Genomic DNA, 25,034 nt, shown 5'->3' on the forward strand with positions numbered 1-25,034 from the left:
TGATTGGTTCATGATTCGATCTATAGTTATTCCAATCCCCACTTCTCGTTGGGTTGCTCGCCCATGAAAAGCTCCAAGACTCCTCCACGGGCAATCTCATTGAAATCTATATAGCACTTGTTGTATTCTTTCCCGTTCAGTAACGCCCGCTGGATATATATGCGGTCAGGGCCATTATCATGAGCGATAATGGTAAACTTGTCACCCGTGGCATGGGCTGGATCGAGACGAAATTCCACCCTCTCGAAAACGGGACTGGTGATCTCCATGCGGGTATCTCCGGGACAAGCAGGATGGATACCCGAGGCGGCCAGGACGTACCATGCCGACATCTGTCCGGCATCCTCATTGCCCACGATTCCCTCCACTTCGTTGCGGTATGCCCTTGCACATATGCTCCTCGTCCATTTCTGGGTGCTCCAGGGCTGGTTCAACCGGTTGAAGAGGAACGGCACGAAGTGAACCGGCTCGTTCGCATGGTTATAGTAGTCGTTCCACAGGAAATGAGCAGGGGTCAGCTCAAAGAAGCGGGTCAGGTCTTCGAGCACCCTTTCCCTGCCTCCCATCAGTTCTACCATCCCCTCCACATCGTGCGGAACAAACCATCCCTGCTGATAGGGGTTCGACTCGATACTGCCGTACCATTCGGTAGTGCGTCCCGTCTCGGGCCAGGGATACCAGCTTCCATCCTCTTTCCGGGGACGGAACCAACCCATTTCGGGATCGAAGATCGAGCGGTAGGCCTGCGACTTCTTCATATATTCCCCGGCCTCCTCCTTCTTGCCCAAGGCCTCGGCCAGACGGGCAATACACCAGTCGGCATAAGCATACTCCAGGGTATAGGAGATGCCGAGGGTGGAGGGAGTATATCCCAGCGAATCGTTACCGAAACGACGGGAGCTGTTGACGGCATATCGGAACGCTTTTTCCACGTCGTATGACCGTATTCCCTTCACATATGCATCGGCCAGCACGGGGATGGCCGGGTTGCCGATCATGCACCCCGAGTAGGCATTCATGATCTCCCACCGTTCAAAATACTCTCTTCCGCTCTCTTCAGCCAGGGTGATCAGCGAGTTTAGCTGGTCGTTCACCAACTGGGGGTTGATAATCGTCTGAAGGGGAAACTGGCTCCGGAAAACATCCCAGCCGCTGAAGATGGTTCGCTTGGTGAACCGTTCACCCGTGGAATGGACCGTTCCGTCACCGCCGACATACCGTCCATCCACATCGGTAAAGATCCGGGGATCAATCATGGTGTGGTAAAGCGCTGTGTAAAATATGGTCTTTTCATCCTCGCTTCCACCTGAAATTTTGATCCTGCTCAATTCCTGATTCCACATCCGGTGGGCCTGCTCTTTTACTCCCTCAAAATCGAGATCTGCGATCTCCCGGTTGAAATTTTTCTCGGCCCCTTCCAGGTCGACGAACGAGAGGCCAACCTTCATTGTCACCTCCTCCTTCTCAAGGGTTGCGAACTCGCCAAAAAAGCCCAGGTGTTTACCGTGCAGCTCATCCACGTCGGTGATGAGGGGTGCGCTGGCCACCCTCTCCAGGTAGGGGATAGCAGTCACATCTTCACGTTTCCGTTTCCACTCTGCCGGTATATCGGCACTCCAGAAGCCGTACTGTTCGAACGGCTTACTTGAGCGGGCATAAAAGTAGAGGGTGTAGTTCACCTTCCCCTCTCCATCGCCCCATCCACCTCCTTCCGGGGTACAACGCATCCAGCCCTGGATGGTGGTGGAATCAACCACCTTCACATATTGCTCCACCGATGTTCCGCCTACTCTCCGTGCGAGATCGACCTGGATCCTCGACTGTTTATTCTCCGGAAAGGTAAACTTCAGTATACCGCAACGGGGTGTTGCACTGCTCTCCACCCTGATTCCATAATCGGTCAGCTTAACCGAGTAGTAACCGGCTTTGGCCAACTCGGTACCCTTGTCGTACCGGGAACGGTATCCGGAAATGGATCCATCCTCCTTTCCGGCGATGGTTTTGAGCGGACCTGTTGTGGGCATCACCAGGAAATTTCCCAGATCGCCATACCATCCCACTCCGCTCATCTGGGTGAAGGCAAATCCCTCAATAGTCTCGTGTTCAAAACTATATCCAGGACTGTTGTCGCCTCCGGTAATGGTGTTCGGGCTTACCTGCACCATCCCGTAAGGGGTGGTTGCACCCGGGAAGGTTTTACCCAGACCGTGATAAACCCCCGCAGCCGAGGTGCTGGTACTTGCCCCGATAAAAGGGTTTACCAGATCGGCAGGAGAGAACTCATCGCCGGCCGGTTTGCCGGATCCGGTACAGGATATCAGCATCAAACCCGATAAGCAGGTAAAAATGACTACAAGCCTTATTAGCTTCAACTGTTTGATTTTCATTATATAATAATTGAATTAATTCATCTGTCGACTATTGTGAGAAACCGGTTAGCCGGATCGTTCCAAGTCCAAATGGCGGAAGAGGCGTTGCCGTCACAAATTCACCATTTTTGCCGCTTCCTGTCGAAACTTTTTTGAGAAGCCTGCCGTCCAACTCTACCTGTTCCACCTGCCTTGCCTTGCCTTTCCAACTTATCATTCCAGGATTCTCTTTCGAGGAGCCGTTGTAGAGGCGAACCAGCAAATCGTCACCCTGGATGATTGCCGAAACGACCTGAAGATGACGATCTCCCGTCTCAAACAGCGAGAGTTCAGACGGATCCTGATCGTCTGCAATGAAACGGGCCACAAGCGGCTCGTTCCAACAGCTGCTGTTCCACTCCACCATTCCGTCATTCCAGTTGCCCCGGTGCGGGAGGATCGAGTAGTTCAGCCGTGTCGGGCCATCCACCTTGTAATCTCTTCCCCAGAGTCCTATCCCTGCATACTGGACGGTGAGTCCCAACGGCAACTCTTCACTCTGCAAGTAGCTGGTGGTGTGGTCCGAGAATAGTGCTACGCCATAATCGCCGGCCTCACCGGTAATATCAACCCAGTTCAGAATCACATTGTGCTTGAGGCTATCCCAGCTGGAGAAGAGCGTATTCTCATGGCTGCTCCGGGTAACGTCGAATGGAGCATTCTTGTAGAGCGTTCTGCCAATATCACCCTTGAAGGGTAACCTGACATGCAGCTTGAATGCATCGTTGTAAAAGGCCTTCTCACGCGAAGTTGCCTTGTAGCTTTTCCGCTGGTCGTACGCACCGATGGAGGGTTGTCCCTCCCACTCGATCTCCAGGGAAAAATCTATCTTGGGATCGTGCTCGTAGAAGGTGATCCACTGGCGGTAGAGATGACCTGCCAACCGATTCTCCACTTTCACACGGGTAAAAAGGCTCCCCCTGTCCACCACTGTTACCGTCGCCATCCGGTCAGATCCGTTATGGAATCTCCCTTCATCGAAAAAGAATCCCCTCAGATCATTCAGAAGGGCTCCATCCTCAACCAACTGACGACCTCCATTTTTCTTGTCAATCAGACTGGCAAGGGCTCCACCACGAGCCGGATCGATCTTCGCTTCATAAAAGGGTGTAGTGATCACCAGAGGCATATTTACTCCGCTTCGGAGATCATTTGCGGATAGCGCTTCGTCGGTCCCGACCAGGCGATAGGTCCTATATCCCATTGCAGGGACGGTCACCCTGAAATGGAGCACCCTCTCCTCGCGGTCGTTCACCGATAATTGAGCTGGAACCGGTTTACCGTTTTGATCCAGTACCGATACTCCATGTTTTTCAAACCGCTGAGGCAGGTTCACCGAAACCAGCTCTTCACGTGGCGCACCAAGGGTGTTGAAAACGCGGATAACCTGATGGTCAGAGAGAGAACCGGAAGAACCGATTTTCCCGGAAGCAATCCGGTCTACCACCATGATCCATCTCTCTACCTTGTCTGCCCAGGTATCTCCCGGTTTTCCGTTATAGGGCACAATCCAGCAATCGTGATGCTGTGCCAGCATCAGGTTACGCCATGCTTCATCAAAGTCGCTCTTCGGCCAGGGTGTCCCGCTTGTCAGATGATCTATCGCGGCTATCTTCTCGGCAGTTATCAACAGATTCTCTCCATGACGCACCCTTTGGGCAATCTTTTGCACTACCTGGGCTCCCCAGACCAGCCCCGGTCTGACATCCTCCTGAGTGAAATGCCAATCCTCAGGTTCCACTTTCCCGTCAACCATCTCGAAATAGCCAGACCAGGTGGTATACTTCGAGGGTTTGTACTCGTTGTGCCAGGGACCACCATCCCACCCTGCATCCTGGAAACACATTCCTACCGGATAACGGATGCCTGCCGCGAAACAGTTCTCGATAAAATTGATGGAGTTTGTCCAGGACTCTGTCTGCCAGGTAGATTCGTCAGATAACTGCTCTATCCCGTATCTGGGGACTGCCACAATCGATGTGCCATCGGGCCCGATCCAGTTGACCAGATCCTTTCCGAATGGAGAGGTATAACCGCCCCAGCAGGTGTTGGGATTTCTCAACACCGCATACTTGTATCCAAGGCTTTTCAATATCCCGGGGAGACTGCTGGTGAAACAGGGCTCCTCCACCGCATAGGTTTGAAAAGGGACGTTCGGGAAGTATTCGCGGGTCTTCTCCATTCCGTAGAGGAACTGACGGATGATGCTCTCGCCCGATATGTTGTAACAGTAGGGTTGCGACCAGGTGGGATTAACAAACTCCACCCTTCCAGATACCCCTTCGCGTTTGACCAGTTCCTGGAAATCCTGGAAATTTTTTGCATCGACAACGCTGATCGAGTCCCAGGTTTCAGGTTCTATCTCCAGGTTGATCGCCCAGTCTGGATTCTTCGTCAAGTGATCTACCATGAACCGGGCCTGCCAGAGTGGATAATGACCATAGATTCCACCATGATACCCGTCTGCAAACCACGCCGTTTGGGAAAATGCAGTACCGATACTCTTGAAAGCCACAAGAATAAGAGCAGACAAGAATATCGATCTTTTCGTCGTTTTAAATGGCATATACATCTCTTTTTCTATTTGTCCAACTGGTAGACTGCCCGTAAGCAGGAGTGGCACAAATTAAAAATTTAATTAAATTTATGTGAGACAAATTTAACAGCCTACACCATCCATTCAAAACGGAATTAGGCCTTCAAGTAGATAAAAAGAATATATAATTAAAGATAAACATCTCTATTCATGCATCTTAATCTATACATAGGCGACAGATTTAGTAAACAGGTTGGAAGAAAAAGGAGACTCTTTATACCGGGTCACATGGATGAAGGGGGTTTGGTTTTTCAGCGAAATTAACGGTACCATTGGAGAAATATATTAATTTTGTTGTACTGAGTAGCAGCGACACATGAAAAAATCGGGATACATACTGATCACAGCCGCACTGGTTTTGATGCAGGCTTGTGGAAGATCGGAGAGATACCATGCAGATGTTATTGTATACGGGGGCACTTCCGCGGCGGTTACGGCTGCGGTAGAGGCGGTTAAATCGGGTAAAAAGGCGATCATCGTCTCTCCGGACATACATCTGGGTGGACTCTCATCGGGAGGATTGGGATTTACCGATACCGGCAACAAAGCTGTGATTGGCGGACTCTCCAGGGAGTTTTATCACAGGATATGGCTCCACTACAATGACTCCAGTGCCTGGAAATGGGAAAAGCAGTCGGAATATGGCAACAGGGGACAGGGAACCCCGGCGATCGACGGGGAGAACCGGACCATGTGGATCTTCGAACCGCATGTGGCTGAAAAGGTTTTTGAAGCGTTTATCAGCGAATACGATATTCCGGTGTATCGCGACGAATGGCTGGACCGCGAGTCGGGCGTAGAGACCGAAGGGGGAAGGATCCTCTCCATAACCACACTCTCCGGCAAAACATTCAGGGGGAAGATCTTTATCGACGCTACCTACGAGGGTGACCTGATGGCCAGTGCCGGTGTAAGCTATACCGTAGGAAGGGAGGATTGCTCGCTCTACAACGAAGAGTGGAACGGCGTGCAGGCCGGGGTATATCACCACCGACACTACTTCAAAACCGACATCAGCCCCTACGTGGTTCCGGACGATCCCGGCAGCGGACTCCTCCCCTACGTTTCAGACGAACCGATCCGGCCCAATTGTACGGGGGATAACAAGATTCAGGCCTACTGTTTCAGGCTCTGCATGAGCAACCATCCCGACAACCGGGTACCGTTTGAAAAGCCGGAGAACTACGACCCGAAGAATTATGAGCTGCTGGCAAGGGTGTTCGAATCGGGATGGGACGAGTGGTTCGACAAGTATGACATGATTCCGAACCGCAAAACGGACACCAACAACCATGGTCCCTTCAGCACCGATTTTATCGGAATGAACTACGATTATCCCGAAGCATCCTACGAGAGACGGAAAGAGATCATCAGGGAGCACGAGAACTACCAGAAAGGGTTGCTCTATTTCGTGTCGACCGACGAGCGGGTTCCCGAAAAGGTGAGGCGCGAGATGAGCAGATGGGGGCTGGCAGCCGACGAATTTACCGATAACGGCAACTGGCCGCACCAGCTTTATATACGCGAAGCCAGAAGGATGATCGGCAGCCATGTGACCACCGAAAACGAACTCCTTGGAAAAGTAGAGGTTCCCGATCCGGTGGGGATGGGATCCTATACCATGGACTCCCACAACGTGCAGCGGTATGTGACTGCGGAAGGTTACGTGCAGAACGAGGGTGACATTGGCGTTCATCCGCGGAAGCCCTACAAGATTCCTTACAGGTCGATCATTCCCAAAAAGGAGGAGTGTGTCAACCTGCTGGTTCCCGTTTGTCTCTCATCGAGCCATATCGCTTTTGGTTCGATCCGGATGGAGCCGGTGTTCATGATTCTGGGACAGTCGGCTGCGGCTGCCGCCTGCCTGGCCATCGACCAAAACCAGGCGGTTCAGGAGCTGGATTACACCCTGTTAAGAGAGAAACTGACAAGTGAAAGGCAGATAGTTGAACCGGAGTAGAGGATAGCCGGGAGGGAGGAGCAATATTTTGAATTGATACAAAAAATGGCTAAATTTGTAGATCTACGTTTTTAACGCTAACTATTCACCAACAATAACAATAAAATTATGAAAACAAATTATGAACTGCGCTATGCTGCACATCCGGAAGATGCGAAATCGTACGATACGCAACGGTTGCGCAGGGATTTCCTGATTGAAAGGGTCTTCTCGGAAGACGAAGTGAACATGGTCTATTCTATGTATGACCGCATGATAGTGGGGGGAGCGATGCCGGTGAAGGAATCACTTCACCTCGAGGCGATAGACCCTTTGAAACAACCCATCTTCCTTCGAAACCGCGAGCTGGGAATCTTCAACGTGGGAGGCAAGGGAAAAGTAAAGGTGGGTGAGACAGTGTTCTCTCTCGACTATAAGGAGGCGCTCTACCTCGGTTCGGGCGACCGTGAAGTATACTTCGAAAGTGACGATGCCGGCAATCCGGCCAAGTTCTATTTCAATTCGGCCACGGCTCACCGCAACTATCCAGACAAGAAGGTGACCAAGGCAGAGGCGGTTGTGGCCGAGATGGGTTCACTGGAAACCTCCAACCGACGCAACATCAACAAGATGATCGTGAACCAGGTACTCCCTACCTGCCAGCTGCAGATGGGCATGACAGAACTTGCTCCGGGCAGTGTCTGGAATACCATGCCGGCACATGTCCATTCTCGCAGAATGGAAGCCTACTTCTATTTCGAAGTTCCTGACGACCAGGCTGTATGTCATTTTATGGGAGAGGTTGACGAAACCCGTCACATCTGGATGAGAGGCGATCAGGCCGTGCTCTCTCCCGAATGGTCTATCCATTCTGCCGCCGCCACCAGCAACTACACATTTATCTGGGGCATGGCAGGTGAGAACCTCGATTACGGCGATCAGGACTTTTCAAAGATTGTCGAACTTAAATAAAGAGTTGTCAGATGGTTAATTTTTCATTGGAAGGTAAAATCGCTCTCGTAACGGGAGCATCTTACGGAATAGGATTTGCCATTGCTACCGCTTTCGCCGAGGCAGGAGCTACCATTGTCTTCAATGACATCAACCGGGAGCTGGTGGACAAGGGGCTTGCAGCATACAAGGAGAAGGGGATTGAAGCCCATGGCTACGTATGCGACGTGACCGATGAAGAGGGGGTAAATAGATTTATTGCACAGGTAACCGGGGAGATCGGTGTTATTGATATCCTGGTAAACAACGCCGGAATCATTAAACGTATCCCCATGCACGAGATGTCTGCCGCCGAGTTCCGCCAGGTTATCGATATCGACCTGAACGGACCCTTCATTGTTTCAAAAGCTGTCATCCCTCACATGATCAAAAAGGGTCACGGAAAGATCATCAATGTCTGCTCCATGATGAGTGAACTTGGTCGTGAAACCGTCTCAGCCTACGCCGCAGCAAAAGGCGGATTGAAAATGCTGACCAAGAATATCTGCTCCGAATACGGTCAATATAACATCCAGTGCAACGGAATCGGCCCGGGCTACATTGCCACACCCCAAACTGCTCCCCTGCGGGAAAGAGGGTCCGATGGATCGCGACATCCGTTCGATTCATTCATCATTGCCAAGACGCCGGCCGCCCGCTGGGGAACACCCGAAGATCTCGCTGGTCCGGCAGTATTCCTGGCTTCTGAAGCCTCAAACTTCGTGAACGGACATATCCTGTACGTGGACGGAGGTATACTGGCTTATATCGGCAAACAACCGTAACAAGCAAATATCAATATGAAAACCAACTTTTTAGCAACATTGCTACTCACCGCCCTGCTAATGGGATGTGCCTCCTCGGGGAACAAGGTGGTGCTGACTGTGGAGAATCCGGGGTCGACCGACCGTGAAAACCAGATGGCCGAAGTGTCATGGAGCGAAATTGAAGCAAAACTGGGGAGAACCGAGCAGGGAGTGATCCTGGTAAATAGCGAAGGAAAACAACTGCCCTGGCAGATTGTTACCGCCGGAACCGACCAGAAATCGGTCATCTTTCCGGTATCTTTGAAAGCAGGTGAAACGCAGACCTTCACTTTCAAGGAGGGTGAACCGGAGAGATTTGAACCGTTAGTATACGGGCGACTGGTTCCGGAGAGGAAAGACGACTTCGCCTGGGAAAATAACCGTACTGCATTCCGCCTATACGGACCGGCACTGAAGGCCACCGGCGAGATCAGCAACGGAATGGATTTCTGGGCAAAGCGGACCGAGGCATTGATCATTGACAAATGGTACAGGGATGATCTGGCCGGTATCGCCTCCTACCATGAGGATCATGGCGAAGGTCTCGATTTCTACAAGGTGGGCAGATCGCTCGGACTGGGCATGACCGCTCCTGTTGATCACGACACCTTATGCCTGGGCGACAATTTCGTTACGGCCGAAGTGATCGACAACGGACCGTTACGCCTCACTTTCAAGCTTACTTACGAACCATATCCGGCGGGAGGGAAGAGCGTGACGGAACAGCGCATCATCTCGCTCGACGCCTACAGTCTCTTCAACAAGGTCACCAATATCTTCGAAACCGAAGGCGAGGAGCTGACCCTGGCAACAGCTATTGTCATGGATCCGACGAAAACAGCGATAACCTTCCAGGATAGAGGCATCATCGCGTATGAAACACCGGGAAACGAGGCCAACGGCACCATCTATACCGCAGCCATCCATCCGGCAGGCTTTGAATCGGTCACGGTTATGGAGGGGCATTTTGCAGGTCTCAACAGGTACCGCCCCGGAGAGGCATATACCTATTTTGCCGGAGGTGGATGGAGCAAAGCCGGTTTCGACAGCTTTGACGACTGGACACAATTTGTAAAGACCGAGAAGGAGAAGATCGATCATCCACTGAGAGTTACTATCCAATAAGTCGAAAACAGAGTAGATCTCTTCAAGGCAGGGAGAATGGAATACCTGCCGGAGGAGATCTTTTGTTCCCGATAACCAGGGCCTATCTTGAAAATCTTCAACTGTATGAAAAAGAAATATCTCCTTGCACTGATCGTTACAGCCGGATGTAGTTTCCCGCAGCTCTTCTGCCAGATCAATCCGGATATCCTGAAGCAACGCGGATGGGTTTCCTACAGCGAATTCGGCGCGAAGGGCGATGGAAAGAGCGACGATATCGGGGCCATTGCCGCAACACATGAATTTGCCAACAAGCACAACCTGAAGGTTAAAGCTGACAAAAACGCCACCTACTATATAGGAGGGAGAAAAATGACCGTCGACATACAGACCGACACCGACTTCAGCAACGCCACATTCATCATTGACGACACCAGTGTGGAGGACCGGACGGCCGACATTTTCTCGGTCAACTCCGTCAAACAATCCTTCAAGCCTGCAATGAGTTCTCCATTGAAAAAGAGCCAGGAGAGAGTAGATATTGCCCTACCCGGCCCCTCCCTTATCACGGTTACCAACTCCAACGTCAAGCGTTATATCCGCTTCGGGCCCAATCAAAACAACGGCTCGTCGCAGACAGACATATTTATTGTCGATAAGAACGGTGTGGTGGACAAGAATACTCCCATCATCTGGGATTTCGACCAGATCACCGATATGACTGTGCTTCCCATCGATGAGACCATACTCACTATCTCCGGAGGGAGGTTCATCACCATCGCAAACAGGGAGGAATCGAAATACAACTACTATTCACGGGGTATCCATGTCAGACGGTCCAACGTGATTATCGACGGGCTGGAGCACAGGGTCACCGGTGAAGGTGAACATGGTGCGCCGTATGGCGGCTTTATCAGCATCAGCAACTCTACCCATGTTACGGTGAAGAATACGCTCATGACCGGCCACAAGGTTTACCGCACCATCGGTTCGGCAGGGGTTCCGGTCTCCATGGGCACCTACGATATCAGCATCACCAGGGCGCTGAACATCACGTTCAAAAACTGCAGCCAGACCAACGACATCAACGACCCCGACTATTGGGGCATCATGGGATCGAACTACTGCAAGAACATCGTTTACGACAACTGCACCTTCTCCAGGTTTGATGCACACATGGGTGTTGCCAATGCCACCATTCGCAATTCTACACTGGGGCACCAGGGCATCAATGCCATCGGATGCGGCACCTTTACCCTTGAGAATTCCACCATCTACGGGACAAACCTGGTCAATCTGCGTTCCGATTACGGAAGTACGTGGGAGGGCGAGTTTTTCATCCGCAACTGCCGTTTCGTGCCAAGAGGGCTGAAGTCGGGTAACGTAAGTCTGATCAGCGGCTACAACTCCGGACAACACGATTTCGGGTATACCTGTTATATGCCGTCGAAGATCACCATCGAGAACCTGCAGATCGACGATTCTGCCCACCCTGAAGGATACCGGGGGCCGGCCATCTTTGCAAATTTCAATAAGGAGAAGAGCAGTGAGGGGTACGTGGAGAAGTATCCTTTCATAACGACGAAAACGGTTGTCTTGAAAAACGTCTCCACTGCCAGCGGTTTACCGATACGGATCAGCGACAATGGCTTCATGTTCAAGGATGTGGTTGTGGTCAAATAGGACAACCACCAGCCCCCCTCTCGTATCCATCGGCCCTCCTCGGGAGAGGGGGCCAGGTGGCAGTATGTCGCACCACATTTATTTTTCCAGGTCCCTCTTACGCTTTAGCGCCTCCAGGAAATAGTAGTCGGCGTAGTTCAACGGCACGTCCACCTCCGAGTTGTGGGGAAGGCTACCCACCGAGTGCATCAGCAGGAAGTCGCCGTTTTCGCCCAACGGGGCCCGGTATGTCGGACCCGACAGCGTGGTCATGATGCGGTCGGCCCATCCCTTGTAGTCCTTCCTGTCCGAGTAGGTCGACAGTTCATAAAGGGCCGAGGCCAGGATCGCGCCCGCGGAAGCGTCGCGGTAGGTATCCGGAATATCCGGCGAGTCGAAGTCCCAGTAGGGCACTCCATCTTCCGGATAGTTCGGATGCCCGGCAATGAACTCCAGTGCCTTCTCCGCCTGATCCAGATATTTCTGGTCGCCCGTCTCGCGGTAGCAGAGCACATAACCGTAGACTCCCCACGACTGTCCCCTGGACCACGAACTCTCGTCGGAGTACCCCTGGTGCGTGTTGCGGTGACGGACGCTGCCGTCGGCCTTACTGTAGTCGATCACGTGCCACGTACTGTAGTCGGGACGGTAGTGGTTTCTGATGGTGTTGTCGGCATGACTCACCGCTATCCGGTAGAAGGTGGAGTCGCCCGTGAGTTTCGTCGCGGCAAACAGCAGCTCCAGGTTCATCATGTTGTCGATAATCACCGGACACTCCCACCCCTTCGCCTTGCTCGCGTTCCACGACTGGATGATGCCGGCCGCCGGGACAAAACGGGTGCACAGCGAACGGGCAGCATTCACGATCACCCCCTTGTAGGCCTCCGTACCCGCCAGGCGGAGCCCGTTGCCGTAGCTGCAGTAGATCATGAAGCCCACATCGTGGTTGTCAGTGAAGTACTGGATCGTATCGAGAGACTCGGTATACTTTACCGCCTCCATCATCCACTTCTCATCCCCAGTCAGCTCATAAAGATACCAGAGGCTACCGGGAAAGAAGCCCGAGGTCCACTCCTGGGGGGGGATATATTTCATCTTCCCGTCGATAACCGACTTGGGGTTCAATATCCTGGCGGAGTCTTCAAGCTTGGCCAACATCAGCGAATACTGCCCGGCCGCAAACGAGACATTCTCATCCACCAGTGCCACCCCCCTGTCTCCCCCCTTCTGACGGTTTTGGGTGCACGAGCCGACAGACAACAGCAGCAGGCCTGCCAGCAATAGAAACGTAACTGATCTTCTCTTCATCATTTTCCTCTTATTTGTTGATTATTATATCGCTACAACTTCATGTTGCAAATATATCCCTTTTCACTTAGATAGAAAAATAAAGTTAATCTGCTTTCGCAAGTATCCCCGTCAACCATGATGTGCCGACAAGAGGATCTTGAGCCGGGAATTATCGATGGAGGCTTCCGGCATACAATTGCAAAAGAGCTTTTTTTTATCAATTTAATCATTTTATTGAATTATTCCTTTATCTTTGCAACACATTTAAAGGTTAGAATGATTTTTTCATATTCAACATACACGACTCCTTTCACAATGACTATGACCCCCTGGGGGGTTATCTAAAGCTTTACATCTACACGGCAACGCTGTTTGCCACCGGCAAATCAACCGATCTGCCACTTGCCATCCAACATTTTTTGTTACATTTAGTACCGTTATGAACGGAAAAAAACATTTGTACAGATGAAAGTCATGAAATTCGGTGGGACATCCTCAGGGACTCCCGAAAGTATGCTTCTGGTCAAAAATATCATAGAAAAAGAGAGAGAGCCCGTTATTGTTGTGGTATCTGCCTTGGGCGGCGTTACTGACCGTCTGCTGCTGGCCGCGGATTTTGCGCTCAACACCAACCCCGGTTATCAATCGGTACTGGAAGAGATCATTTTCAGGCATCATGAAATGATAGAAAAGATGGTGCCCTCTGCAAGTGATAAACAGGAACTGAAACAAAAAATCGAACCGATGTTTGAAGATCTCCGCAACATCTTGCGGGGTGTTTATCTCATCGGTGACCTGTCGCAAAAGACATCCGACAAGATCGTCAGTTACGGCGAACGTTTCTCGGCGCTGATCGTGAACAAGATAATCGAAGGATCCAGGCTCTATGATTCCACCAGGCTTATCAAGACCACAAAACAGTTCAACCACCATATTCCCGATATCGCCTACTCCAATGAACTGATCAGGGAGGCATTCCGGAATGAACCGCTGCCCAAGGTGGCTATTGTACCCGGATTTATCTCTTCGAGCAAGGAGGATGGCGATATTACCAACCTGGGACGTGGAGGATCCGACTACACGGCAGCCATTATCGCAGCGGCCCTCGACGCATCGGTGCTGGAGATCTGGACCGACGTGGATGGCTTCATGACGGCTGATCCCAAAATCATCAAATCGGCCTACGTTATCGAGGAGCTCTCCTTTACGGAAGCGATAGAGCTTTCCAACTTCGGGGCAAAGGTGATCTATCCTCCCACAATTTTCCCCGTCTATCACAAAAGTATCCCTATCCGGGTAAAGAACACCTTTAAACCGGAGGCTGAAGGAACGCTAATCCGTGACACCAAACCTACTGCAAACGGCAAAATCATCAAAGGCATCTCCTCGATCAACGATACTGCCCTGATCACCATACAGGGACTTGGCATGGTTGGGGTAATCGGTGTAAATAAAAGAATTTTCACCGCCCTTGCCGATAACGGAATCAGCGTATTCCTGGTGTCACAGGCATCCTCTGAGAACAGCACCTCCATCGGGGTCCGCACACAGGATGCCCCGCTTTCTCAACGGGTACTCAGCAAGGAGTTTGCAAAAGAGATCGAGATGGGAAGCATCAACGAGATCATTGTCGAGTACGACCTGGCAACCATTGCAGTGGTAGGGCAGAACATGAAACATGTACCGGGTGTTGCCGGCAAGTTTTTCGGCACACTGGGAAGGGGCGGCATCAGTGTTGTTGCACTGGCCCAGGGGGCCTCGGAGACCAACATCTCCTGTGTGATTGCCAAGAGGAACCTGAAAAAGGCACTGAACATCATCCACGACTCCTTCTTCCTCTCGCCTTACCAGGAACTCAATCTTTTTGTCATCGGAACCGGAACGGTTGGAAGCAAACTGCTGGCGCAGATCAGACAGCAAAGACATATTCTTGAAGAACAGAACAAGTTGAAAATCAACATAGTTGGGATTGCCAACGGTCGAAAGGCTCTCTTCTCGCGCGACGGTATTCCCCTCGAGGATTACTACGACAACCTGATGACCAACGGGATGAAAAGTTCTCCCGAACTGATACGGGATGAGATACTGAAAATGAACATCTTCAATGCTGTCTTTGTGGACTGTACTGCCAGCCAGGCCATTTCCGATCTCTATGCAAGCCTCATATCCCGCAATGTGTCGGTGGTAACGGCGAACAAGATTGCCGCCTCGTCAGACTATAAAAACTACCTCCTCTTGAAGGAGACCGCCCGGAAAACCGGAACCAAATTTCTTTTTGAGACCAATGTGGGAGCGGGATTACCCATTATCAACACCATGAACTCCCTTACCAACTCGGGCGACAAGATCGTGAAACTTCAGGCGGTACTCTCCGGTACTCTGAACTTTATCTTCAACACGATCAGCGAAAAGGTCCCGTTCAGCAAAGCCATAAAAATGGCGGTGGAGGCCCAGTTTGCCGAACCCGATCCGCGCATCGACCTGAGCGGACTCGATGTGACCCGAAAACTGGTGATCCTATCACGTGAAGCCGGAGCGCAGATAGAGCAGGAGGATGTCAACAAACGGCTCTTCATTCCAGAAAAATATTTCAAAAGCACCCTCGAGGAGTTTTGGGCAACCATTCACGAAGTGGACGAAAGCTTCGAGAACCGGAGAAAGAAGCTCGACAAGGAGGGGAAGAAACTCCGGTTTGTAGCCACATACGACAACGGCCGGTGTGAAGTTGGATTACAGGAGGTTGAAAAGGGGCATCCCTTCTACGATCTGGAAGGGAGCAACAACATCATCATGATCACAACCGAACGTTACAACGAATATCCTATGGTCATCAAAGGCTATGGCGCAGGAGCAAGCGTTACTGCCGCCGGAGTCTTTTCCGACATCATCTCCATTGCAAACATCAGATAATGGAAGCGCTATGAAGTATATCATCATTCTGGGCGACGGCATGGCAGACGAACCCATCGGCAGACTGGGCAACAAGACTCCGCTGCAGGCGGCAGACACACCCTGCATGGATGAACTGGCACTGCGGGGTAGAAGCGGCCTGCTCGACACTATCCCCGAAGGCATGACCCCGGGAAGCGAGATCGCCAACCTCTCAGTACTGGGCTACGATGTTCCCCGCGTCTACGAGGGCAGGGGCGTGCTGGAGGCGGCCTCCATGGGGGTGCCCATCCTCCCTGACGAAATGGCGATGCGGTGTAATCTGGTGACAATCGAGGGAGGGCTGCTGAAGAACCATTCGGCTGGACATATCACCACACCCGAAGCCGCAGAACTTATTGATTTCCTGAACGACAGGCTGGGTAGTGAACGGTTCAGCTTCTTTCCGGGTGTCTCCTATCGTCATTTACTGAAAATGAAGGGGGGCGACAAACGGATCGCCTGCACCCCTCCCCACGATGTTCCCGAGAAGCCCTTTCGTCTACTGCTGATAAGGGCAATGGAGAAATCGGCTCAACAGACCGCCGACGAGCTCAACAGACTGATTCTCGCTTCGCAGGAGATATTGCCCGACCATCCCGTGAACCGGAAAAGGGTTGCCCGGGGCAAGGATCCAGCAAACAGCATCTGGCTCTGGTCGCCCGGCTATCGCCCGGCCATGCAGCGGCTCGACGAGAAATACCCCATCCGGAGAGGAGCAGTCATATCGGCGGTCGACCTCATCAGGGGGATCGGAGTCTATGCGGGACTGGAGGTTATTCAGGTGGAGGGGGCCACAGGACTCTACGATACCAACTACGAAGGGAAGGCGCAAGCCGCACTGGATGCATTGAAACAGCACGATTTCGTGTTCCTGCACATTGAAGCCAGCGATGAAGCGGGCCACGAAGGGGATGCGGAGTTGAAGGTGAAAACCATCGAGTATCTCGATTCCCGCATCGTAAAACCGATTTTCAAAGAGATATCAACCTGGAGCGAACCTGTCACCATTGCTGTTCTGCCTGACCACCCCACTCCATGTTCAACCCGCGCCCATTCCCGTGACGCCGTTCCCTTTCTGGTATATTACAAGGGGATTGAACCAGACGAGGTAACCAGCTACGACGAGTTTGCAGCAAGAAGGGGTGCTTTTGGCCTTCTCCACGGGGATGAGTTCATGAAGCAACTGATCAAACACTGACCGAGATGAACTATTACAGTACCAACCAATCGGCGCCTGCCGCAACCTTGCAGGAAGCAGTAGTAAAAGGACTTGCTCCCGACAGGGGGCTCTATATGCCGGAAGAGATCCCCCTGTTACCAGCGGGGTTCTTCAGTGAAATTGTCCATTCGGGTGTGACCGATATTGCCCGGAGTGTAGCACGAGCTCTCTTCGGTGACGATATTCCCCACGACGAACTGGCAAGGATTGTTACCGATGCCCTCAATTTTGAGATCCCGCTTGTAAGGGTGGAAGAGGGCCTTTATGCACTGGAGCTGTTTCACGGACCCACCTTTGCCTTTAAAGACGTGGGAGCCAGATTTATGGCACGCATGTTATCCTATTTTGTACAGCAGCAGGGACAGGAAGGGGTAACTGTCCTGGTGGCCACGTCGGGCGACACCGGGAGTGCCGTGGCCAACGGTTTTCTGGGAGTGGAGGGGATCCGGGTGTTCGTGCTCTACCCTTCGGGAAAGGTGAGCGACATCCAGGAGGCGCAGTTCACCACACTTGGCCGGAACATCGTTGCAGTTGAGATCGACGGCACCTTCGACGATTGTCAGGCATTGGTCAAGTCGGCCTTTATGGATGAGGAGTTGAACCGGCAGCTGAACCTGACATCGGCCAACTCCATCAACGTTGCCCGTTTCCTGCCGCAATCGTTCTACTATTTTCACGCCTTTGCGCAACTGGCCAGACTGGGAATCAGCCGGGAGGTGATCATCTCGGTCCCCAGCGGAAACCTGGGAAACCTCACCGCAGGACTTTTTGCCAAGCGGATGGGTTTGCCGATAAAACGGTTTATTGCCGCCAACAACCGTAACGATGTTTTCTGGGAGTATCTGCAGAGCGGGAGATATCTCCCGCGACCTTCGGTGCAGACCATCGCCAATGCCATGGATGTGGGCTCTCCCAGTAACTTCGACCGTATCCTTGACCTCTACAGCTATTCCCATGAAGCCATTTCATCGGATATCTCCGGATACCGCTTTTCCGACGGGGAGATTGAATCGGTCATCAAAAGGGTCCATAAGGAGTCGGGATATCTTCTGGATCCTCACGGAGCCTGTGCCTATCTGGCATTGAAGGAGAGCAAGAGAGCCGGGGAGACTGGCATCTTCCTTGCAACCGCCCACCCGGCCAAATTCAAGGAGAGCGTGGAGAGGTGCATCGGGGAAGAGATTGAAATCCCTGAAGGATTGGCCACATTCATGAAGAAAAACAGAGAGACCATCCAGCTTCCAAGCGATTTCGGCTCATTCCGGAAGGCGTTAATAAATCTGTCTTAAGTTTTATTTTGGATTATTTTTAACGGTATTAAACCTAAATTGATTAGTTTTGCGCTTGAAATCAATAGGGATTGGGCTTTTCGTTGATGAAACAATTCATAACCATTCTGTATATTGTACTTGTAACCACGCTACATTCTCAACTTTCTTTTTCCCAAACAAGAACGCTGAGGGGTGATTCGTTGCATCAACAACCCGCCGATTCCGTTGCTGTAGATTCCCTGCCGAAAGAGGAGAAACTGACCGCTCCCGTATATTACACGGCAAAGGATTCGATGGTATTTACCAGGGGAAACATGGGTTTCCTCTACGGTGAAGCCGACGTGAAATATGGCGATCTGGCCATCAAGGGTGAACAGATTACGATGAATCTCGACAGCAGCATCATCTCCTCCACTTTTGGACTCGATTCGTTAGGCAAGGAGTTCGGTCATCCGGTGTTTACACAGGGAGGTACCGAATATGAGATGAAAAAGGTGCGCTACAATTTCGACACCGGCAAGGCATTTATATCCAACGTCATCACCCAGCAGGGAGAGGGGCATATCGTCGCCAACACGGCGAAGAAGAATGCCGACAACTCCTTCTACATGGTAAATGCCAAATATACCACCTGCGACCTGCACGACCATCCCCACTTCTACCTGAACCTCTCCAAGGCCAAGGTGCGACCCGAAAAGGATGTGGTTACCGGACCGGCCTGGCTGGTGGTTGCCGATGTCCCTCTTTTCCCGATTGTCCTCCCCTTCGCCTTCTTCCCCTTCACCAAGACCTACTCCTCGGGCATTATCATGCCGTCGTACGGCGACGAGATGGAGCGGGGCTTCTACCTCCACAATGGAGGATATTATTTTGCCATCAACGACTATGTGGATCTGGCGCTTACGGGCGAGATATATACCAAAGGGACCTGGGGGCTTTCGGCACGCTCCAACTACCGGAAACGGTACAAATTCTCCGGCAGCGTGAACGGCAATTACCTCAATACTGTCATTGGCGACAAGGGGTTGAAGGACCTCAATATACCCGGTGCCTATTCGGTATCTAAAGATTTCAGGATCAACTGGACACACTCGCAGGATCCGAAAGCGAACATGTACCGCACCTTTTCCGCCAGCGTGAACTTCTCTACCAGCCGTGCCAATATGAATGACCTCTCGAGGCTCTACTCCCGTGAATCTTCCAACAACACCAAGAGCTCGAGCATCAATATCACGCAGCGTTTCCCCGACTCCCCCTGGAGCCTCTCGGCATCGATGAACATCAACCAGGTATCGCGCGATTCAACCATATCGGCCACCCTTCCCAATATCTCCTTCACCATGAACCGGATCTACCCCTTCAAGCGCAAAAAGATGGTTGGTTCCGAAAGATGGTACGAAAAGATCTCGATGAGCTATTCGGGCGAGTTCCGGAATTCGGTAAACTCAATCAAGGAGAACCGCTTCTTTAAATCGAATCTGATCAAGGATTGGCAGAACGGCATGCGCCACAACATTCCAGTAAGTGCCACCTTTTCGTTGCTCGATGTGATCCAGATCTCGCCATCTTTCAATTACACCGAGCGTTGGTATACCGGTGGAGTCAAGGAGGCCTGGGATCCTGTGCAGAAAAGGAACGTGGTTGTGGATACCATAAACGGGTTCAAACGGATATACGATTACGGCGCCTCAATCAGCGCCAACACCAAGATCTACGGGATGTTTGTTCCCTGGAAGATTTTCGGCAACAAGGTACAGGCTATCCGCCACGTCTTCTCGCCCAGTGTCAGCCTGAGTTACCGGCCCGACTTCGGGGATCCCCGCTACGGCTTCTACGAGAGATATACCTATCGCAATGAGTTTGGTGATGACGTGGAGTACAGCTACTCCCCCTACTCGCGCATGATGTTCGGAACTGCGCCGACCGGCGAGAGCGGAAGCGTCGGATTCGATTTCAAGAACAACGTGGAGATGAAGGTGAAAAGCGAAAGTGACACCACCGGCTTCAAAAAGATCAGCCTGATCGACGACCTGGGAATCAACTTCAGCTACAACATGATGGCCGACTCCATGAAATGGAGCATAATCAACTCCAATATCCGGTTGAAGTTTTCAAAATCCTACACCCTCAGCCTGAATGCCACCTGGGATCCCTATATCTATGAACTGGACAAGAACGGGAGACCGGTTGCGGTGGACAAGCTGCGTATCCTGAACGGAAAAGGGTTCGGCAAACTGCAAAGCACCGGCACCTCCTTCTCCTACTCCGTAAACCAGGAAACCTTTAAAAAACTGTTCGGAGGAAAAGAGGAGAAGGGTGGCGATAAGGAGGCAGAGGAGGCCAACCTCAACCTGCCCGATGATGGCACCATCGGACGAAATCCCAACGAAACAGCCGCAAGGAGGAGTGTTTTCGACACGGGTAGCCAGTCCATGGGTGAATTTGACGATGATGGCTACCTGAAAAATCCGATTCAGTGGAATCTGTCGTTCAACTACTCGGTAAGGTATGGATATGATATGCAGAATTTCGATTTTGAGCGGATGGAGTATCCGGGAAAGCTGACACACAGTCTGGGGATCAGCGGCTCTCTACAGCCGACAAAAAACTGGAACCTCACCTTCAATACCGACTATAATTTCGATTTCAAGAAGTTCACCAGCATCAACTGCTCGCTGACCCGCAACCTCCACTGCTGGAGCATGTCGGCCAACTTTATCCCGATCGGCCCTTACAAGTCGTACAACTTCGTCATCCGTGCCAACTCCTCCATGCTGCAGGATCTCAAGTATGAACAGCGCAACTCGCCCTACGACAGGGGAATGGATTGGTATTGACCGTTACCCCTTCTCTCCCCACAGTTTTTTCATCCACTCCTTCATCTTCGCCTCCGAGGGATTGGGCTGGGCCTGCCAGAATCTGCTGCTTTTCAGCTCCGGAGGCAGATACTCCTGCCTGACAAAATTGTTCTCGTAATCGTGCGAGTACTTGTACTCCTTGCCGTATTCGAGCTCCTTCATCAATGAGGTGGGTGCATTGCGCAGGTGCAGCGGAACGGGCAGGTTCCCTGTCTGTTCCACTTTCGAAAGTGCGCTGTCGATAGCGAGGTAAGCCGAATTGCTCTTTGGGGAGGTGGCCAGATAGATGGTGGTCTCGGCCAGGACAATACGTCCTTCGGGCCATCCGATCTTCTGGAGGGCATCGAAACAGGCATTGGCCAGTAGCAGGGCGTTGGGGTTGGCCAGTCCGATATCCTCAGCAGCCGAGATAACCAGACGGCGGGCAATAAACTTGGGATCCTCACCTCCGGCAACCATCCTGGCCAGCCAGTAGATGGCGGCATCGGGATCGCTTCCGCGGATCGACTTGATAAATGCCGAGATGATGTCGTAATGCATCTCTCCGCCCTTGTCATACGCCGCAGGATTCTCCTGCAACCGCTCAGTCACGCTCTTGTCGGTAATCACAATCTTGCCGCCGGTATCGCCCGCGGCAATAACCAGCTCCAGGATATTCAGCAGCTTGCGGGCATCGCCACCGGAAAAACGGAATAGAGCGCCGGTCTCCTTGACCTCGATCTCTTTTCCGCTCAGGATATCGTCCTCGGTCAGCGCTCGTTTCATCAATTCCTCCAAATCCTTTACCTCCATCGCCTTCAGGAGATAAACCTGACATCTTGAGAGCAACGGCCGGATCACTTCAAACGACGGGTTCTCCGTCGTGGCACCGATAAGCGTGATGGTTCCGGTCTCAACGGCATGCAGCAACGAATCCTGCTGGGACTTGCTGAAACGGTGAATCTCATCGATAAACAGGATGGGAGCAGCAGATTCGAAAAAGCGGTTGTTTTTAGCCTTTTCAATCACATCCCTCACATCCTTGACCCCCGAGTTGATGGCGCTCAGTTTATAAAATGGAGCTTGCAACGTGTTGGCGATGATGTTGGCCAATGTTGTCTTGCCAACTCCCGGAGGGCCCCAGAAGATGATGGAGGGGATCCGGCCCGAATCGATCATCTTGCGTAACACAGCACCTTTACCGACCAGGTGGGTCTGGCCGATAAACTCATCCAGGTTCCGCGGGCGTAACCTTTCTGCTAATGGTATGGACATACTCTCTCCCCGATTATTTATTTGTACAAACGTACATAAAAAACCGAACAAATCAGTTGTCCGCAGGGAAAAATCAGATCAGGATCTGTCGGCAATACTCCATGCAGGTTCTCACCTCCTTAACCGAAGTTGACCAGGACGCAACCGGGTATTCCAGCTCGATATCGCAGTAAATGGGCCACCTCTCTTTCTGGATCAACCGCAATACCTCGGCAATGGGGGTCTCGCCCTGTCCGAACACCTGGTTCGTATTCTTCTGTATGGGATTGTTGGCACTTGTCTTGTCCTTGACGTGGATACTCGCAATCCTCTTGTGGTATTTCCGGATGAAATCGGCAGGATTCAAACCGGTCGACCCCAAATAGTGGCCAATATCGAAGTTCAGCATATTGGCCGGCGAATAGGCCAGTAACCGGTCCAGATCGAAACCGGGCTCTCCGTACTGATAGTGATTGTGTAAAATGGCATACATGCCGTTCCGGGCGGCAACCGGTCCCATCAGGCGGGCATTTTTATCGTCCAGCTCGGCGGAAATACCTATCGCCCCAAGCGCCTTGGCCACCTTGAAGGAGTAATCGAGCTCCTCCTCGGTGTTGCCGGCCACCCATTTATAGATATGGATATTGACACCGGCATCGTTGAATTTCTTCCTGAGCTGGGCATACTTTTCCGGAGTTCCCACTACCCGTCTCCACTCTTTCAGGTCGCGGTTGTACTGCTCCTGTACCCTCTTCTCCTCATCAGAAAGTTTGCGTGATGCACCGGCAGGACGTTTCGACAACGGGTTCAGAGGTGCACCGAGATACTCCTCCACGCCGGTACCCATCAGTTCTACCGAACTCAATCCGGCATCAACACATGCTTTCAAAACAGCATCAACTCCACCCGGCAGATCGCGGAAACTGTATGTGATTGCGCCAATCTGCACTCCCCGGAATTTGGAACTGGGGACCCTCTCTCTTCGGGCCGACGATCCGGTATTTCCATACGTCGTGGAAAAGGGTGTCACAACAGCTGCCGCAGCTACAGCAGCTGCTCCCAGAAAACCTCTCCTGGATAATTTTTTTGTAGAAATTCTCTTCTCTTCCATCTATCTATTTTATAATGATCTTGTTGTATCTATTTATCTCCGGTAGACTTCTCACTCTCTGCCCTCGCTTTTGCAGCCTGTTTTTCCGCTATCTGCCGGGCTATCTCTTCGGGACCCATCTTCGGAGTTGTTCCTCTCTGTCCGGGTGTAGCCTGCTTTTTCCCTCCACGGAACACCATCGAACCCGGAAGGATCACGTTGATAAGCTGCTTTCCAAGCATTCCCAGTTGAACGGCAACAGCCAGCGATCCAAGTGAAAGAAGCAAGAGGTACCATCGATAGCTGCCCTGCGTGAAGAGTGCCGCCTGAACGATTGCAAGCACAATGATGATAATGCTCAGCACGATCTTCCGCAACAACAACGGGGTGTTGATCGTCTTGAACCGTACAAGTCTGTCTGCATATCCCAATATGGCCGAAAGCAGGGGGATGATGGCTACAAATGTCTGCGACAGGTGAATGGCAATTGGATGAATATCCAGTTTTTCTTCTTTCATTTTTTTCCGGAATAAGCAATTGTTTGTTCCCTAGCGACACATTATTCCCCCAAAAGTAGCAATTAAATCAATTGCACCATCAGTGGGAAGGGGAATATCATTATTGAAAAGGGATCAGATGGATTTTCTGATACTCTCCTGCAATGTCACGCCTAAGGTGATCGGAAAGTTGCAGAAGATCATCGAAATAGCGGGTCCTCTCATCTCCCGATCCAGTTGATAAAGAGATCATGGGGTGGTCGACCGGATGCAGTTTCATATAACGTTCCGACTTGGATACCAGAAACTTGCGTACCGACTCAAGGTAGTGAGCCTCAATCTTCGGATGGAACTTTCTCCACAACTCACTCTCTTCCTTTGCCCCCTTTATGGCCGGAACATACGGTGAACGTTCCAACCCGGAGTGTACGCTCTCTTCCAACACGGGAAGCCCCAAGGTATGCATCAGGTTGATGATATCGATGGTCAGCAATTGCGATTTGAACTCAAGCACCTCCAGATCACGGATTTTTGTCTCTTCACCAATATTTTGCAGCTTGAGGTGCTCAATCGAAACATCAACCTCGATATTGAAATTCCTGAACTTCAACTCCAGCTCGTGCAGGATATCATAAAAGGCTGGTGTATTGTCAAACCGGTCGAAACGGAGATCTTCGGGCAACAGCTTCAATTTAAGCAGATGTTCTTCGGAAGGATAATAGCGGTCGAACCCCTGATCCCTGAGTTTCTGCTGTACGGCACATACACAAACCTTGTTCCGGTACATGTGCCGTATCAGGTCGGAAAGAATTTTCGATTGAAAGGTCCGCTTGATCTGCTGCTGTTTGGTCTCCCTGCGGATCGCCCGCCAGGTAAGAACCGTACCCAGAGCAGCAAAAGCTGCCAGAAGAAGATTGGCCACCTCATCCATATCGGTTCTTTCCAAGGTGGTGGGTTGCGTGTTTATCGAGGTCTTTTCGGATGCCACGGCAATCTTGTCCAAAGTCTCGTTCTGATTCGGTTCGATCGCAGAAAGTGTGTCGATCGGGACCACCGTTATGAGGGTGATCAGGAGGAGGAGATATTTAACTGTTCTCATTTGGAAGGCAGATCGGTTGATATTAATTCGCGATCACGCCA

The 25,034-nt window shown here is 51.6% G+C and carries 16 protein-coding genes; 9 read left to right on the forward strand and 7 right to left on the reverse strand.

Features of this window, described 5'->3' with window-relative positions; genetic code table 11:
- Nucleotides 1–26: 26 nt before the first annotated feature.
- Together ING2E5A_RS00420 and ING2E5A_RS00425 are read right to left on the reverse strand one after the other, a co-directional pair.
- Nucleotides 27–2,387 (reverse strand): GH92 family glycosyl hydrolase, encoded by a 2,361-nt coding sequence (locus tag ING2E5A_RS00420; protein WP_083373098.1) that lies wholly within the window; start codon nt 2,385–2,387, stop codon nt 27–29.
- A 31-nt stretch (nt 2,388–2,418) separates the two neighbouring features.
- A complete protein-coding gene (locus ING2E5A_RS00425; protein ID WP_071138105.1) occupies nt 2,419–4,974 on the reverse strand; it encodes a glycoside hydrolase family 38 N-terminal domain-containing protein in 2,556 nt (851 codons plus the stop codon).
- A 346-nt stretch (nt 4,975–5,320) separates the two neighbouring features.
- Between ING2E5A_RS00425 and ING2E5A_RS00430 the strand changes: the two genes are divergently transcribed.
- The 5 genes from ING2E5A_RS00430 (at nt 5,321) to ING2E5A_RS00450 (ending at nt 11,526) form a co-directional block, all read left to right on the forward strand.
- The gene (locus tag ING2E5A_RS00430) at nt 5,321–6,964 is read left to right on the forward strand and encodes an FAD-dependent oxidoreductase (protein ID WP_071135708.1); all 1,644 of its coding nucleotides are present in this window, start codon (nt 5,321–5,323) and stop codon (nt 6,962–6,964) included.
- Nucleotides 6,965–7,072: 108 nt separating this feature from the next.
- Nucleotides 7,073–7,915, forward strand: a complete 843-nt coding sequence (kduI, locus tag ING2E5A_RS00435) for a 5-dehydro-4-deoxy-D-glucuronate isomerase (RefSeq protein ID WP_071135709.1) — start codon at nt 7,073–7,075, stop codon at nt 7,913–7,915.
- Between the two features lie 11 nt (nt 7,916–7,926).
- Complete coding sequence (locus tag ING2E5A_RS00440) at nt 7,927–8,718, forward strand: gluconate 5-dehydrogenase (RefSeq protein WP_071135710.1); 792 nt, start codon at nt 7,927–7,929, stop codon at nt 8,716–8,718.
- 15 nt (nt 8,719–8,733) lie between these two features.
- Nucleotides 8,734–9,864: a DUF4861 family protein gene (locus ING2E5A_RS00445; RefSeq protein WP_231960401.1), complete on the forward strand. Its 1,131-nt coding sequence runs from the start codon at nt 8,734–8,736 to the stop codon at nt 9,862–9,864.
- 105 nt (nt 9,865–9,969) lie between these two features.
- Nucleotides 9,970–11,526, forward strand: a complete 1,557-nt coding sequence (locus tag ING2E5A_RS00450) for a hypothetical protein (protein WP_083373391.1) — start codon at nt 9,970–9,972, stop codon at nt 11,524–11,526.
- 78 nt (nt 11,527–11,604) lie between these two features.
- On the opposite strand, the gene ING2E5A_RS00455 is transcribed toward ING2E5A_RS00450, so the two are convergent.
- Nucleotides 11,605–12,813 carry a glycoside hydrolase family 88 protein gene (locus ING2E5A_RS00455; RefSeq protein ID WP_071138107.1) on the reverse strand — a complete coding sequence of 403 codons (1,209 nt, stop codon included), beginning with the start codon at nt 12,811–12,813 and terminating at the stop codon, nt 11,605–11,607.
- 447 nt (nt 12,814–13,260) lie between these two features.
- Here ING2E5A_RS00455 and thrA point away from each other — a divergent pair, with 447 nt between their 5' ends.
- From thrA to ING2E5A_RS00475, 4 genes are all read left to right on the forward strand, one after another.
- A complete protein-coding gene (thrA, locus tag ING2E5A_RS00460) occupies nt 13,261–15,705 on the forward strand; it encodes a bifunctional aspartate kinase/homoserine dehydrogenase I (protein WP_071135712.1) in 2,445 nt (814 codons plus the stop codon).
- 10 nt (nt 15,706–15,715) lie between these two features.
- Entirely contained in the window at nt 15,716–16,924 is a 1,209-nt protein-coding gene (locus tag ING2E5A_RS00465) for a cofactor-independent phosphoglycerate mutase (protein WP_071135713.1), read from the forward strand.
- A gap of 5 nt (nt 16,925–16,929) precedes the next feature.
- The gene (gene thrC, locus ING2E5A_RS00470) at nt 16,930–18,234 is read left to right on the forward strand and encodes a threonine synthase (protein WP_071135714.1); all 1,305 of its coding nucleotides are present in this window, start codon (nt 16,930–16,932) and stop codon (nt 18,232–18,234) included.
- A gap of 86 nt (nt 18,235–18,320) precedes the next feature.
- Nucleotides 18,321–21,053, forward strand: coding sequence for a putative LPS assembly protein LptD (locus ING2E5A_RS00475; RefSeq protein WP_071135715.1), 2,733 nt, complete (start codon nt 18,321–18,323; stop codon nt 21,051–21,053).
- Nucleotides 21,054–21,056: 3 nt separating this feature from the next.
- On the opposite strand, the gene ING2E5A_RS00480 is transcribed toward ING2E5A_RS00475, so the two are convergent.
- From ING2E5A_RS00480 to ING2E5A_RS00495, 4 genes are all read right to left on the reverse strand, one after another.
- Nucleotides 21,057–22,328 carry a replication-associated recombination protein A gene (locus tag ING2E5A_RS00480; RefSeq protein ID WP_071135716.1) on the reverse strand — a complete coding sequence of 424 codons (1,272 nt, stop codon included), beginning with the start codon at nt 22,326–22,328 and terminating at the stop codon, nt 21,057–21,059.
- A 73-nt stretch (nt 22,329–22,401) separates the two neighbouring features.
- The gene (locus ING2E5A_RS00485) at nt 22,402–23,418 is read right to left on the reverse strand and encodes a sugar phosphate isomerase/epimerase family protein (RefSeq protein WP_071135717.1); all 1,017 of its coding nucleotides are present in this window, start codon (nt 23,416–23,418) and stop codon (nt 22,402–22,404) included.
- A gap of 29 nt (nt 23,419–23,447) precedes the next feature.
- Complete coding sequence (locus ING2E5A_RS00490; RefSeq protein WP_071135718.1) at nt 23,448–23,915, reverse strand: hypothetical protein; 468 nt, start codon at nt 23,913–23,915, stop codon at nt 23,448–23,450.
- Between the two features lie 100 nt (nt 23,916–24,015).
- Nucleotides 24,016–24,993, reverse strand: coding sequence for a hypothetical protein (locus ING2E5A_RS00495; protein ID WP_071135719.1), 978 nt, complete (start codon nt 24,991–24,993; stop codon nt 24,016–24,018).
- Nucleotides 24,994–25,034 lie beyond the last annotated feature (41 nt).

Source organism: Petrimonas mucosa (genome assembly GCF_900095795.1).
Taxonomy (GTDB): Bacteria; Bacteroidota; Bacteroidia; order Bacteroidales; family Dysgonomonadaceae; genus Petrimonas; species Petrimonas mucosa.

What these genes read in the sequence shown, in the direction of transcription:
- ING2E5A_RS00455 (WP_071138107.1), bottom strand. Translation starts at nt 12,813, where the DNA reads ATGAAGAGAAGATCAGTTACGTTTCTATTGCTGGCAGGCCTGCTGCTG.
- ING2E5A_RS00485 (WP_071135717.1), bottom strand. Translation starts at nt 23,418, where the DNA reads ATGGAAGAGAAGAGAATTTCTACAAAAAAATTATCCAGGAGAGGTTTT.
- ING2E5A_RS00480 (WP_071135716.1), bottom strand. Translation starts at nt 22,328, where the DNA reads ATGTCCATACCATTAGCAGAAAGGTTACGCCCGCGGAACCTGGATGAG.
- thrC (WP_071135714.1), top strand. Translation starts at nt 16,930, where the DNA reads ATGAACTATTACAGTACCAACCAATCGGCGCCTGCCGCAACCTTGCAG.
- ING2E5A_RS00440 (WP_071135710.1), top strand. Translation starts at nt 7,927, where the DNA reads ATGGTTAATTTTTCATTGGAAGGTAAAATCGCTCTCGTAACGGGAGCA.
- thrA (WP_071135712.1), top strand. Translation starts at nt 13,261, where the DNA reads ATGAAAGTCATGAAATTCGGTGGGACATCCTCAGGGACTCCCGAAAGT.
- ING2E5A_RS00495 (WP_071135719.1), bottom strand. Translation starts at nt 24,993, where the DNA reads ATGAGAACAGTTAAATATCTCCTCCTCCTGATCACCCTCATAACGGTG.
- kduI (WP_071135709.1), top strand. Translation starts at nt 7,073, where the DNA reads ATGAAAACAAATTATGAACTGCGCTATGCTGCACATCCGGAAGATGCG.
- ING2E5A_RS00425 (WP_071138105.1), bottom strand. Translation starts at nt 4,974, where the DNA reads ATGCCATTTAAAACGACGAAAAGATCGATATTCTTGTCTGCTCTTATT.
- ING2E5A_RS00490 (WP_071135718.1), bottom strand. Translation starts at nt 23,915, where the DNA reads ATGAAAGAAGAAAAACTGGATATTCATCCAATTGCCATTCACCTGTCG.
- ING2E5A_RS00450 (WP_083373391.1), top strand. Translation starts at nt 9,970, where the DNA reads ATGAAAAAGAAATATCTCCTTGCACTGATCGTTACAGCCGGATGTAGT.
- ING2E5A_RS00430 (WP_071135708.1), top strand. Translation starts at nt 5,321, where the DNA reads ATGAAAAAATCGGGATACATACTGATCACAGCCGCACTGGTTTTGATG.
- ING2E5A_RS00475 (WP_071135715.1), top strand. Translation starts at nt 18,321, where the DNA reads ATGAAACAATTCATAACCATTCTGTATATTGTACTTGTAACCACGCTA.
- ING2E5A_RS00420 (WP_083373098.1), bottom strand. Translation starts at nt 2,387, where the DNA reads ATGAAAATCAAACAGTTGAAGCTAATAAGGCTTGTAGTCATTTTTACC.
- ING2E5A_RS00445 (WP_231960401.1), top strand. Translation starts at nt 8,734, where the DNA reads ATGAAAACCAACTTTTTAGCAACATTGCTACTCACCGCCCTGCTAATG.
- ING2E5A_RS00465 (WP_071135713.1), top strand. Translation starts at nt 15,716, where the DNA reads ATGAAGTATATCATCATTCTGGGCGACGGCATGGCAGACGAACCCATC.